At 70.2% G+C, this 13,565-nt stretch carries 8 protein-coding genes; 4 read left to right on the forward strand and 4 right to left on the reverse strand.

Going from position 1 to position 13,565, the window contains the following annotated elements; all coding sequences use genetic code 11:
- Positions 1–2: 2 nt before the first annotated feature.
- Positions 3–2,138: a ThuA domain-containing protein gene (locus tag ABZU53_RS16375; protein WP_355066573.1), complete on the forward strand. Its 2,136-nt coding sequence runs from the start codon at positions 3–5 to the stop codon at positions 2,136–2,138.
- Positions 2,139–2,316: 178 nt separating this feature from the next.
- On the opposite strand, the gene ABZU53_RS16380 is transcribed toward ABZU53_RS16375, so the two are convergent.
- Positions 2,317–5,502: a penicillin acylase family protein gene (locus ABZU53_RS16380; RefSeq protein ID WP_355066574.1), complete on the reverse strand. Its 3,186-nt coding sequence runs from the start codon at positions 5,500–5,502 to the stop codon at positions 2,317–2,319.
- A gap of 388 nt (positions 5,503–5,890) precedes the next feature.
- On the opposite strand from ABZU53_RS16380, the gene ABZU53_RS16385 reads away from it, so the two are divergent.
- Entirely contained in the window at positions 5,891–7,156 is a 1,266-nt protein-coding gene (locus ABZU53_RS16385) for a PHB depolymerase family esterase (protein WP_355066575.1), read from the forward strand.
- A gap of 113 nt (positions 7,157–7,269) precedes the next feature.
- Here the strand turns inward: ABZU53_RS16385 and ABZU53_RS16390 are convergent, their stop codons facing one another.
- Positions 7,270–7,707, reverse strand: a complete 438-nt coding sequence (locus tag ABZU53_RS16390) for an ATP-binding protein (RefSeq protein ID WP_355066576.1) — start codon at positions 7,705–7,707, stop codon at positions 7,270–7,272.
- A gap of 193 nt (positions 7,708–7,900) precedes the next feature.
- On the opposite strand from ABZU53_RS16390, the gene ABZU53_RS16395 reads away from it, so the two are divergent.
- Positions 7,901–9,121 carry a GAF domain-containing SpoIIE family protein phosphatase gene (locus ABZU53_RS16395; RefSeq protein ID WP_355066577.1) on the forward strand — a complete coding sequence of 407 codons (1,221 nt, stop codon included), beginning with the start codon at positions 7,901–7,903 and terminating at the stop codon, positions 9,119–9,121.
- 488 nt (positions 9,122–9,609) lie between these two features.
- Here the strand turns inward: ABZU53_RS16395 and ABZU53_RS16400 are convergent, their stop codons facing one another.
- Positions 9,610–10,383, reverse strand: coding sequence for a hypothetical protein (locus tag ABZU53_RS16400; protein ID WP_355066578.1), 774 nt, complete (start codon positions 10,381–10,383; stop codon positions 9,610–9,612).
- A gap of 384 nt (positions 10,384–10,767) precedes the next feature.
- Positions 10,768–12,192 (reverse strand): endo-1,4-beta-xylanase, encoded by a 1,425-nt coding sequence (locus ABZU53_RS16405; RefSeq protein WP_355066579.1) that lies wholly within the window; start codon positions 12,190–12,192, stop codon positions 10,768–10,770.
- 343 nt (positions 12,193–12,535) lie between these two features.
- On the opposite strand from ABZU53_RS16405, the gene ABZU53_RS16410 reads away from it, so the two are divergent.
- A complete protein-coding gene (locus tag ABZU53_RS16410; protein WP_355066580.1) occupies positions 12,536–13,111 on the forward strand; it encodes an NADAR family protein in 576 nt (191 codons plus the stop codon).
- Positions 13,112–13,565 lie beyond the last annotated feature (454 nt).

Here is a 13,565-nt window from a genome sequence, read left to right on the forward strand (position 1 = left end):
CCATGCGCAGACGCCTCATCGCCGCCGTTGCCGCCGCCGTGGTCGCCGGGCTCACCGTCGCCACCGGCGCGACGGCCGTGGCACCGACCCCGGCCGAGGCCGCACCGCTGAGCAAGGTCCTGGTCTTCTCCAAGACCGCCGGCTTCCGGCACTCCTCCATCCCGAACGGCATCGCCGCCATCCAACAACTCGGTACGGCGAACGGCTTCACCGTCACCGCCACCGAGGACGCGGCCACCTTCACCACGGCCAACCTCGCTCAGTACCAGGCGTTGGTCTTCCTCAGCACCACCGGCGACGTGCTCGACGCCACCCAGCAGGGCGCGTTCGAGGCGTACATCGCCGCTGGCGGTGGCTTCGTCGGGGTGCACGCCGCCGCCGACACCGAGTACGACTGGCCGTGGTACGGCGGCCTGGTCGGGGCGTACTTCGCCTCGCACCCGGCCAACCAGCAGGCGACCGTCCGGGTCGAGGACCGGGCCAACGCCTCCACCGCACACCTGCCGCCGACCTGGACCCGCACCGACGAGTGGTACAACTACCGAGCCAACCCCCGCTCGGCGGTCAAGGTGCTGGCCAGCCTCGACGAGTCGTCGTACTCCGGTGGGTCGATGGGTGGCGACCACCCGATCACCTGGTGCCACAGCTACGGCGGCGGACGCTCCTGGTACACGGGCCTCGGCCACACCGAGCAGAGCTACACCGATCCGAACTTCACCCGCATGCTGCTCGGCGGCATTCAGGTGGCGGCCGGCGCGGTGGCGGCGGACTGCCGGCCGGAGCCCGGCTACACCCCGCTGTTCGACGGCACCCAGGCCAGCCTCGGGCAGTGGCGGCAGGCCGGGCCGGGCGGCTTCACCCTGGCCGACGGCACCCTCACGTCGAACGGCGGCATGGGGTTGCTCTGGTACCCGGTGCGCACGTTCGCCAACTACTCGCTCAAGGTCGACTGGATGATGCCGGGCGACGACAACGGCGGGGTCTTCATCGGATTCCCCGATCCGCAGGGCGACCCGTGGGGCCCGGTCAACGCCGGTCACGAGATCCAGATCGACGCCACCGACGGCGACCCGACGCGCACCACCGGCAGCGTCTACAGCCTCCAGGCACCCAACCAGGCCGCCCGTGCGGCGGCGCTCAACCCACCCGGCTCCTGGAACACCTACGAGATCGGCGTGCACGGTCAGCGGGTCGAGATCTGGCTCAACGGAATCAAGATCAATGATTACGTCAGCAGCCGGGCCATCGCCAACGGCTACCTCGGGGTGCAGAACGACGGCGCCGGCATGGACATCAACTACCGCAACGTGCGGATCAGGACGGACGGGCCGAGCGAGCCACCCGTCACCGACCTGGCCCGGGGCCGGCCGGTGACGGCGTCCAGTGTCGAGCCGGGCAGCGCGCACGTGGCGGCCAACGCCGTGGACGGCAACGCCACCACCCGCTGGGGCAGCGCGTACGCCGACCCACAGTGGATCACCGTCGACCTCGGGGCCACGTACGCGATCAACCGGGTGCGGCTGACCTGGGAGGCGGCGTACGCGCGGGCGTACCAGGTCCAGGTCTCCCCGGACAACGTCACCTGGTCACCGGTGCACACCACGACCACCGGAGATGGCGGCGTCGACGACCTCACGGTCACCGGCACCGGCCGCTACCTGCGGGTGTACGGCACCCAGCGGGCCACCCAGTGGGGCTACTCACTGTGGGACCTCAACGTCTACGGCACCGCCGCCGGTGGCACCCTGCTGTCCCGGGGCCGGCCGGTCACCGCGTCCAGCGTGGAGCCGGGCAGCACGCACGTGGCGGCCAACGCCGTGGACGGCAACGCCACCACCCGCTGGGGCAGCGCGTACGCCGACCCGCAGTGGATCACCGTCGACCTCGGGGCCACGTCCGCCATCAACCGGGTACGGCTGACCTGGGAGGCGGCGTACGCGCGGGCGTACCAGGTCCAGGTCTCCCCGGACAACGTCATTTGGTCACCGGTGCACACCACGACCACCGGCGACGGCGGCGTGGATGACATCGCCATCTCGGCCACCGGTCGTTACCTGCGTGTCCAGGGCACCCAACGGGCCCTGCCCGCGTACGGCTACTCGCTGTGGGAGCTGGAGGTCCACGGCACTGTCGCCTGACCCGCGCCCGGCAGGTCACCTCGGCATCTCGCTCGCGGTGACCTGCCGGCGCGGCAGCCACTTCGCTGGCGCCACCAGCACGAGCGGCCGGCGAGGAGCCGCCCGCTGGTGCAACCAGTTCGTCGACGGGCACGTCCGGAGGAGCGGCGGGTGATCCCCGCCGCCCCTCCGGGCGACATCACTTCCCGTACAGCTCGAATTCGTAGAGCGAGAAGCCGTACGAGGTGGCCCGCTTTACCCCGTACACCCGCACGTAGCGGGCGGTGACCGGGGCGAAGGTGGCGTTGTCGACGCCGCCGTTGCCGGTGGTGGTGGCGAACACCGGCGTCCAGGAGCTGCCGTCGCCGGAGACCTCGATCCGGTACGAGGTGGCGTACGCGGACTCCCACCGCAGCACCGTCCGGCTGACGGTGCGGGCCGCGCCGAGGTCGACCCGCAGCCACTGGTTGTCGTTGTAACTGCTGGCCCACCGGCTGCCGAGGCTGCCGTCGACCGCCTTGTCCGGGGTGTAGCTGGTCAGGAACTGGGTGCTCGACGCGGTGGCCGGACGACCCTGCGCCAGGTTCGCGACGTCGTCGCCCCGACGTGCCGGGAACGAGACGACCTGCTGGTAGGTGGGACGGTTCTGCCAGGCGATCAGGGGGTGGGTGATGCCGCCGAGCCCGGACTGGGCGATCGAGTCGGCGCACCACTGGTCGCCGGCCCCACAGGACTTGTCTCCGGGGTAGACGGTGGTGGCCGGCACCGCGGCGGCCTGGCCGAGCGCGTCGAGCAGGGCCTGCCGGCACGTGCCGAGGTTGCCGTTGCCGCAGTACGTGCGGCCCAGCCCACCGGCCACCGGCTCGCCGAGGACGGTGCGCAGGTCCTTGTCGACGTAGCCCCACCAGCCGTACTGGAACGACGAGCCCTTGTGCGCCTGCCCCTGCAGGGCCCAGCTCGCCGTGCCGTCGCGCGCGCCGTTCTGGCCGCCCGACGGCGCCTCGTTCACCTCGATGGCGTCGACAAGCGCGGCGTAGAGGTCCGGCCCGAGGCCGGGGCGGAACTCCGCCGAGGCCAGCAGCGGCCACCAGGCGTCGAAGATCCGGATCGCGTCGGCGTGCTGGTAGACCTTGGAGCCGGGGGACGTCTCCACCCGCCGGGTGCCGGCCTGCTGCCAGGCCCGCAGCTTGCCCACCGCGTCGGCAAGCGCCGGATCCGTGACCGGCGTGCTGTCCAGCACCCGCAGCAGGTCGCCGAGAACCTGCTGGCCCCGCAGGTCGGTCACCGCCGCGTCCGCCATGATCTTGACGACGTCGGCGCGCCCGAGCTTGCGCTGGGCGATCGCGGCGCGCACCGGACCGTCGAGCAACTGAGCCCGGTGTACGGAGCCGAAACTGAAGTTGCCGTCCGCGGCCCCGAAGTCCCGCGCCTGCTTGTTGTTCCAGCTCACGTAGTAGTCCTGGTTGACCGACTGCGGGTGGGCCGCCGCCGGGGTGTAGCTGGCGTCGTTGGTGTCCGGGTTCCAGCCGGCCCACTCGTACGCCGGTTCGGCCTTGGTGGGCAGGTTCGGGTCGGCGGTGGCCGGACGGACCGGGTTCGAGCCGGAGTTGAAGTACGCCGCCTCGGTCGAGTTGACGTAGAACCAGTTGAACGCGTACCCGACGCTGGCCGCGGACGCCTGGAACGCCGCCGCGCTGCCCATCGCCGACGGGTCGTTGTAGGCCTGGAAGCCGATCGCCGAGTCGGCCTCGTGCCGGTAGGTGGAACGCAGTTTGGTGAACGCGGTCGGCTGCCCGTTCACCAGCCCCCGGTACGCGACCAGCCCGTACTTGGTGCGCAGCGCGCGCAGGGTGTACGACCCGGCCGGGGTGGAGTCGGCAAGCGTCGGGGACCAGGAGTTGCGCTTCTCCAGCGCCTCCATGGCGAGGCACTGCCCGTGGTAGAGGTAGCGGTTGGTGCGCAGCGTCGGGGCGCTGCCGTCGGTGGTGCACAGCGGCACCGCGTACGTGTCGGTGAGGTCCTGTGCGGCGGAGGTCGCGCTCCACGCGTAGTCCTGGCCCCGGCCGAGCAGCACGTAGAGGTTGAGCCCGGCGAACGCGGCGCCGCGCGCGCTGATTCCCGGGCCCTGCAGCTCCTGGAGCATCAGCAACTGCGGCGCGAAGTAGCCGGTCTGCGGCCCGAACACGGCGACCGGGTTGCCGGTGGTGGTGTGCCGCCCGGAGACCACTACCGCGTTGGACATGCCGTGCGCCCGCAGGTTGGACACGCCGCCGAGCAGCCCCTGGGTGGCGGTGCTGGCGCCGGTGCGGGCGGCGGCCCCGCCGCTGGCGTCGTAGGCGAGGGGCTCGGCGACCACCGTGCCGGCGTCGGGGAGCACCGCGCTGGTCGCGCCCGGCGGCGTCGCCCCGTACGGGAAGCTCTGCCCGTCGTGCAGGGTGAGTACGGTCTCCGGGTCGTTCTGCGACCGGAACGCCGCCCAGACCCGGTCCCCCTCGGTGGTGCCGTACTTCGCCCGGGCGGCCACCCGGACCAGCGCGGACTGGATCTCGCTGCCCCCTCCCCCGCCGAAGAGCCCGCCGACCACACCGGCGGTGGCGATCAGGTCGGTCATGGTGAAGTGCGTCGGCTTGCCGGCGCCCGCGAGCACGTACTCGCCCGGGTAGTTGTCGTCGGCGATCGACTTGTCGATGTAGGCGTTGATACCGGCGATGTAGTCGACCACGTCGGTGTAGAGCTGCTGACCCCGGGCGCCCTTGGTGCGCAGCGCGTCCACCTGGGCCTGGAGGTCCGCCTCGGAGTAGGGCGAGTTGGCCCAGATGCTCTGCTCCAGTTCCCGGTTGCCGGGCGCGCCGCCGGCGAACGAGGTGAGCGTGCCGCGACCGGCGTGGCGCAGGAGATCCATCACCCAGAGCCGGTCCTGGGCCCCGGCGTAGCCCGCGCCGAACATCGTGCCGGCGCGGGTGGTGCCGGTGACGTGCGGGACGCCGGTGGCCTTGTCCCGCACGATGGTGACGTCCGCGCGCGGCGAGACGGTGCTCTCCACCTGCGCGGCCGGCACGCCGAACGAGGCGTCGTTGTAGAAGTGGGCGATCTGCTCGTCGGTCAGCCCGGCGTAGTTGTAGACCAGGTTCGCGTACTCGTCGAGCTGGTCGCTGGAGTGCGCCGGGCGGGTGCCGAGCGCCTGGTGCGCCAGGATGGCGACCAGCGTGGCGTTGCCGTTCTGCCCGGGGGGCAGGATGTCGGCGCACTGGCCGAGGCAGTAGTCGTTGGCGGCGAACGTGCTGGCGGCGAGCGCCGGTGAGGGCGGGGTCACCGTCAGGACGCTCGCGGTCAGGGCGGCGGCGGTGAACGCCGCGAGCCGGTTACGGAGAGCGGGACGAGGCATGGCGATCCTCCGGGGACGCGGAGTCGGGCCGTTCGGTACGCCCGGCTTCCGGTGCCGACGTCTCGCCCTCCGCGCCCGGGCGTTACACCAGGAGGTGAGAGTGACTCATGTCTATCTCCGGGCAATGATCGACGCAGGAGCCCCGTTCCGGATAGCCGTCGTTCACCACGCGCCAATGCCGACGTTTCGCCGCCTATCACGACGGAAACCGGCACGGCGGCACCGCGGGTCGATGGCGTGCGGCACGACCGCCAGTGAGCACGTCGAACGCAGCTCCAACCACCTCGGGCGCCCTGGTCGCCCTCAGCGACAGCGGTTGCCAGCGGATCTCCGCGGCGTTACGTTGGGATTTCATCGACAAACGTCTACACATAGGTACGGGGGCCACATGTCCACGTCTGTCACTCGCCGCAGCGTCCTGGCAGGTGGCGCCGGTGCGGCCATCGGCCTGGCGCTCCCCGGCCCCGCCGCCCACGCCGGTGGCCACCCCAGCGCCAGCGTGAGCTTCACCCTCGACGCGAGAACGCTCGACGGCGGTGAGCAGGTCACCTCGGTCACCCTCGACACCAGCGGGCTCGGGCCGATCGACCCCGCCGGGCTCACCCCCGGCACGTTCACCGTGCATGCCAAGGCCACCAGCCCGATCCCGATCGCTCCCGGTGACCTGATCTTCAGCGAGTACGACCTGGACCGCACGGTGACCGCGGCCCGGCTCGACCGGCACGGGAACGTCGTGCTGGAGCTCAGCACCGCCGAAGGTCAACTCGGCGGTGGCACCCTCGGCTACATCGTGAGCAGGGGCCGTAACGTCCGACTGGACCTCGTCTACACCATCACGCAGAACACCCCGCTCGTCCGGCGACACGGCCCGCCGGTCACCATCACGCGCTTCGTGCAGGGGCGGCTGTCGAACCCCGAGGTGGACGCCTTCAGCCACCACGTCTCGGGCTCGGGCCTGAAGTACCGGTTGTACTCCCCCAAGCGATCGCCCCGGCACGGTCGGCTGCCACTGATCCTCTGGCTGCACGGCGGCGGCGAGGGCGCCTCGCTGCCCGACGACTACTACGACAACGAGACCACGCTGCGCGCCAACCGCGGCGCGCTGGGCTTCGCCACGCCGGAGGCTCAACGGATCTTCTCCGGCGCGTACGTCGTCGCTCCGCAGAGCACCTCCTACTGGATGGAGGACGGCCCCCGGTTCGCCCCGCTGATCCGTGAGATCGTCCAGGACCTCGTACGCCGCGAGCGGGTCGACCCCGACCGGATCTACGTGGTCGGTTGCAGCAACGGCGGCTACATGTCCCTGGAGATGACCGTCGCCTATCCCGACCTGTTCGCCGCGTCGGTGCCGATCTGCGGGGTCGTCGAGCCGCTCGGCGGGGAGGGCCCGCCGCTGATCACCGACGCGGAGCTGTCGAGGATCCACACCCCGACCTGGCTGGTCGCCTCGCGCGACGACGACACCGTGCCACCCGAGACCAACACGATCCACGCCCACGACCTCATCGGCGGATCACTGATCACCCTGTACGACCACGTCGTCTGGAACGGCTACCAGTTCCCCGGTCACTGGTCCTGGATCTACGTGGCCCGCAACGACCCGAGCCGCAACGGCACCCACATCTGGCAGTGGATGGCCCGCCGCCGCCGGTGATCCGCCGTACGAACACCCGTCCGCCACGTGGTCGGTTGCCTGGTGTACCTCGCGCGCTAGGTGCGGCACCCCGTGCAGCAGCAGGGACAACCTCAGGCCCCGGGCCGGCAACGCTATCTGAGAGTGTCGCGGGTGCGTGCCGCGATGCGGATGGTGGTGCCTGCGGGCCCGCTGTCGACGAGGACGTAGTCGGCCATTCGCCCGACCACCCACAGGCCCATTCCTCCCGCGTCGGACAGAGGCGGTCGTTGGGCGCAGGGAACGTAACGAGCAGTGTTGAAGCCCGGCCCCTGGTCGGTGACTTCACAGGTGAGCTGCCCCTCCAGGAGCAGGCGTAGCCCACCCCTGCCACCCCCGTGCCGAATCACGTTGATCATCAGCTCGTTGACCGCGATAACCCAGTTCTCAACCTCGTCACGGTCGAGGCCGCACCGGCGACTGACTGCCTCCACCTCGTGTCGAACCCGGGTCAAATCCACGACGGTGAACGACGACGAAAACAAGGCCTTCCCCGCGCCAGGGGCATGCTGGTTCAACGGTGGATTAGCCACTGCTTCCCCTCCCTGTCGGACGTGGAGCCGGTGACCTTACCGGTGGCACGAAGGCGGACAGCCTTCCAGAACGGACTCGCCGGACGATGAGCGCGTCGATGTGACATCAGAAGGTACCCCACGTCAAAGGCGGGATACTCCTGCTCTCCTCCGGACGTGCCATCGACGACGTGCCAGCGTTTAGGCTGCCTGGGTGGCCGATCCCGAGCTGATGACGAACGACGAGCGGCTGCGACGTATCGAGGCGATCACCGACGCCGCCCTATCCGGGCTGAACATCACCGAGTTACTCGACGAGCTACTCGACCGGGTCCGGGACCTACTCGAGGTCGATACCGCCACCATCCTCCTGCTGGACGACCACACCGGCGAACTCGTCGCGACAGCGGCCAAGGGCCTGGAGGAGGAAGTGCGGCGCGGTTTCCGCATCCGGGTCGGACGCGGCTTCGCCGGCCGAGTGGCGGCGACACGCGCGCCGGTCACGATTCACAACGTCACGCCCGACGACGTAGTCAACCCCATCCTGCTCGCCACCGGCATACGAGCCCTGCTGGGCGTGCCCATGCTCGCCAACGGCAACCTCGTCGGCGTACTACACGTCGGTTCCCTGGCCCTGCGCCAGTTCGGCCCCGACGACGTGCAGCTGTTGCAGCTCGTTGCCGATCGTGCCAGCCTCGCAGGACAGGCCCGAGCGCAGGCCCTCGACCGGCAGGCAGCGCTGGCCCTGCAACACAGCCTGCTACCAGGCAAGCTACCCGACATCCCCGGCCTCGACTTGGCCGCCCGGTACGTACCCGGTCACGACCTGGGCATCGGCGGCGACTGGTACGACGTGTTCACGTTGCCCTCCGGCTGGGTCGGCGCCGTCATCGGCGACGTTTCCGGCCACGGGCTGCCATCCGCCGTCGTCATGGGACGCATCCGCAGCGCGCTACGTGCCTACGCCCTCGATTCCGACGATCCCGCCCAGGCACTGACCTCCCTCGACCGCAAGATCCACCACTTCGAAGCGGGCAAATTCACCACCGCCGTCTACGCCCTGATCGCACCGGACGGCACGCGGGTGCACCTCTCCTCCGCAGGCCATCTACCGCCGCTGCTGGCTGTCCCCGGCCAACCCACCCAGCCCGTCAACCTGACGGTAGACCGGCCACTCGGTGTGGGCCGACCATCAACCAACCGCCGCACCACCGTTGTGGACCTACCGCCGGGCGCGGCGCTCGTCTTTTACACCGACGGACTGGTCGAACGCCGCAGCGAACTGATCGACACCGGCATCGAGCGCCTCTCCGACGCTGTGCGGTCCAGGCCAGCCGAGGCGTTGTGCGACCACATCATGGCCACGACCGCGGAGGAGCACCCTAACGACGACATCGCCCTCCTGGTCATCCGCCGCCAACCACCACCGGAATAGGCCGGCCAGGCAGCTAATTCGGGATCTACCGCACGAACGGATGGCAATCGCTCCGTTGCCAATGAACGCCTGCCGGTTCCAGCGATGGGCCGGTCGCCGACGCCAAGGCAGGCGGCGCTCATTCGGCTGTGGCGCTGGTCGTCGACGAAGCAGCGGGTTACGGAAACGCCTACGACGCGCGCCGTGGCTTTCTGGACCCGTGCGGACGCTGTTCATCCGCGGTTCACGCCCCCGGCTGCTGCCACCGAGGCAGTCGCTCCGCACTAGGCGCGACTCACGTTCACCTTCGACCCGCGCGTGGAGGCGGTGGCGGCCGTGGAAACTGGCCACACCGTCGGGAAGCTGGTGCTTCCCCTCTCGGCCTGACCCGCCCGGCGACGCCGCTGCCGGGGTGCGGTAGCAAAGCCGCACCCCGGCAGGGACGCTCATCGGAACTGGCATCGCGACAACATGTGTCGAGAGCCGCCGAGCCAGCCGAGGGCAACAGGTCAGCAGCCGAGCCGCTTACTCGAAAGGGCGATGTCGTCGATCCAGAGGTCGAACTCGCCCGGTGTCGTGCCGCCCTGGTAGAGCTGCCAGCCGATCTTCACCGTGTCGACCGTCGGCAGGACGAAGGGAACGTCGTTGCCACCGTGGTCGCTCGTGGAGGCGGTCAGCTCCGGGTTCGCCACGCCGTCGATCCACACCGCGACGCGGTTGTCCGCCGCGTCGATCTTCCACTCGAAGCACTGCCAGGTGTCCTCGGCGACCGGGGCGGACTCCCGCCAGTTGGTCCAGTCGCCGGTCGGACCGCCGTCGGCGCCGATACCCCAGAAGGTTCCGGGGACCGTGGGCGCGTACTGGCCACCGATCGGACGGACGACCTCCGCGCTGCCGGTGCCGGTCGCTTCCACAAGTGTGAAGTGCGCCCAGTCCGGGGCGGTGGGGAAGGCATCGACGCGCAGACGCATCCGGCCGTAGAAGCGGTTGCCCGGCGCGGCGAAGTCGTCGACGCGCAGGAAGGCGCGTCCGTTGTCGACCGTGTGGATGTGCAGCACCTGGTTGCCGCGACGGGCACGTTCGACGGTGAGCGTGCCGTGGCGGGTGTCGATGCCCCAGTTCAACGTGCTGGGGCCTCCGGGAGGCAGTCGCTCGAAGTCCTCACAGAAGAGCAGGCCGCGGGGGCACGAGGGCGGGGAGGCGCCCGACGCGCCGGCCGGAACGCTGCCGACTGCGGCGCCGAGGATCAGGGTGGCGCTGAGCGCCGCGAGGAAATTGCGCATGGTCATCCTCCAGGACGGCTGGTCCCCCACCACACGGGCCGGGCCAGCAGGCACTTTCCGGCCATCCGATGCTGCCGTGCTTCCGCTCGCACCGCTGCGCGGTTGCCCGCGCCGCGGCGATTCAAGCCATTCCGGCACGGCCGCATCGACTCCGGTTAGATAGATATATATCGGCGTACGCGAAGTGGTCCGCTTCAGTCGGCCGGCAGTGGATTCCCACCAGCGGGTCCCGAGACGAGGCAGGAGCATCGGCAAGCGTCCGACCGGCAGCCGGTCGACCGGCGTAGACCGGGTCCGACCCGACCACGACGGCACCCGGGCCCGGAGCCGGTGGCTCCGGGCCGGGTCAGCGTCCTGAGGCGGCGGGTTGGTACGTGTCGCCGGTCAGGGGCTGGTGCAGGAGAGGCCGCCGGGCGCCGCGTTGCTGCTGCCGTTGACCAGGAAGCCGAAGGTGGTCGAGGCGTTCGCGCCGAGGGACCCGTTGTAGTCGGCGTTGCGCACGCTGACCGTCCCGCTGGTGCCGGTGTTGATGCCGTTCCAGACGTTGGCGATGGTCTGCCCGCTGGCCAGCGTCAGCCGTACGGTCCAGCCGCTGAGGGCGGCGGACCCGTTGTTGGCCACGGTGACCTCGCCCTGGAAGCCGCCGCTCCAGCTGTTGACCATGCGGTACGTCGCGGTACAGGCACCCGGCGGCGGCGTGGTCGGCGGAGCAGTCGTCGGCGGAGCGGTGGTCGGCGGAGCGGTCGTTGGCGGAGCGGTGGTCGGTGGAGCGGTGGTCGGTGGAGCGGTGGTCGGTGGAGCAGTCGTCGGCGGAGCGGTGGTCGGCGGGGTCGTGGTCGGCGGCGTGCCCGGCACAGTGGTGGAGGCGGCGTTGAGAGCATTGAGGACGGCGGTGTACGCCGCCTTGGGGCTGCTGTTGCGGTCGAACAGCAGCGGGTTCTCGCTGCCGCGCCAGGAGTCGCTGTCCCGGATGCCCCACGTCGTGATGCCGACGCAGCGGGGGACGTTCATGCAGGCCTGAGTCAGGCCCTGGTACTGGCTGGTCGAGGCGTTGGTGACGTCGGCCTCGGTCAACGCCACGTCGACCCCGAGGGCCGCGAAGCTGGACAGCGTCTGCTGGAAGTTGCCCGGCAGCGAACTGCCACCGGTGAAGTGGGTCTGGAGCCCGACGCAGTCGACCGGGACGCCCCGGGACTTGAAGTCCCTGATCATGTTGTAGACGCCCTGCGTCTTGGCGTACGTCCAGTTCTCGATGTTGTAGTCGTTGTAGCACAGCTTCACGCTCGGGTCCGCGGCGCGCGCGGTCCGGAACGCCACCTCGATCCAGTCGTTCCCGGTGGACTGCAGGTTCGACGACCGCCGGCTGCCGTTCTCGGCGAAGGCCTCGTTCACCACGTCCCAGTAGGCGAGCTTGCCCTTGTAGTGGGCCATCACGCCGTTGATGTGGCTGATCATCGCGGACCGCAGGGCGCTGCCGCTGAGGCTCCCCCAGAACCTCGGCTGCTGAGCGTGCCAGGCCAGGGTGTGACCGCGGACCCGCATGCCGTGCTGGGTGGCCCAGTTGTAGATCGCGTCACCGTTACGGAAGTCGAACTGACCCTGGTTGGGCTCGGTCGCGTCGGGCTTCATCTCGTTGACGGCCGTCATCATGTCGAACTCGCGGTCCGCGATGGCCAGGAAGCCCGAATCGTTGAGACGGTCCGCCCCCATGGCAGCGCCGAAGTACCGGCCGCTGCGCTCGGCGGCGGCCTGCAGTGTGGTCCCGGGCGGGCCGCTGAGATCGGCTTGGGCGAAGGTCGCCATGGCCATCGAGGACACGGTGACCGCCAGGGCGCAGGCCCCACCCAGAAGCAGCCTGGCGGCACCTCTGGTTCGGTGTTTCGGTCGAGCGGGTAGGTCGTTCATCTGCGTTTCTCCTCGGTGTGACCACCGGCCGCTGCCCGGATCGCCCGGTGGATGAAGTGCATTGGCGTCGTACGCCCGTGCGGAGTGACCCTGCCCTGCCGCGATGTTATATCGAATCAATTCGATTTGCGCGTCCGGCGGCCGATAGTGTTGGGCCAGCGACGAGCGCGACACCGACGGTGACGTGACGAGATCGCCGCGGTAATGGCGATGCGGCGGAACCTGCTGGTGCCCCACACTCCCCCGTATGGCCACGTCACTGAGCAGTGTCGCCGAGCTGACCGGCGAGATGCGTTCGGGCGCCCGGGTTAAGTTCCTGTTCTTCTGGGGCCACCAGCCGCAACGCGACGGCGCCATCGGGGCTGGCTGCCTGAGTCAGTGGTGGCCGGCGCCGTTCACCATCGACGGGCTGCGCTTCCCCACGACCGAGCACTACATGATGTGGCGCAAGGCGACCCTGTTCGGTGACCAGGCGACGGCCGCCCAGATTCTGACGGTGAGGCACCCGCACGCGGCGAAGACCCTCGGCCGGCAGGTCGCCAGCTTCGACCAGCAGGTATGGGAGCAGCACCGGTACGACGTCGTAGTGACCGGCAGCGCGGCGAAGTTCGGCCAGCATCCCGCGCTGCGCACCTACCTGCTGGGCACCCGCGAGCGGGTGCTCGTGGAGGCCAGTCCGCTCGACCGGGTCTGGGGCATCGGCCTGACCGCCGACCACCCGCACGCCGCCGACCCCGCACGGTGGCGAGGACTGAACCTGCTCGGCTTCGCACTCATGCAGACCCGCGCGACCCTGCTTGAGCAGGAACCAACCGACGGGTGAGCCTTCGGCGCCGCTCCGGACCTGACCGGCCGCGGGGCGCCAGCGCGGCCGAGCGTCGGCGCCGGGATCCGAGCCGTCGCGCACCACGAGGCCCGGTCGGCGCATCACCGCCGCCCCGCCCACCCGGGGCCGAATCCACACTGACGCTTGTCAATGTTGCCAGAGTGGACGCAGACGTGCTGGAATGGCTCATATCGCCGCAGCACGGGGGCAACCGTGCTGAGAACGGCCAGCACGGGAGCATCGTAGGGGCAGCAGCGCGTCGCCGTGACAGACGCGCGCAGGCCCATCGCCGGGCCATCGCCAGGACGGCGGGCACTCTGCCGGGCAGGCATTCCCCCGCCGGACGTATCCCCCGGCACGCGACCCCGATGGCCGACGCGCTCGACGGCTGACATGCCGGGGCATCCGATTCGGTCTGCCAACACATCAGAACCGGCGACGAGGTGAGAAG

This window comes from Micromonospora sp. NPDC005194 (assembly GCF_040608335.1).
Lineage (GTDB): Bacteria > Actinomycetota > Actinomycetes > Mycobacteriales > Micromonosporaceae > Micromonospora.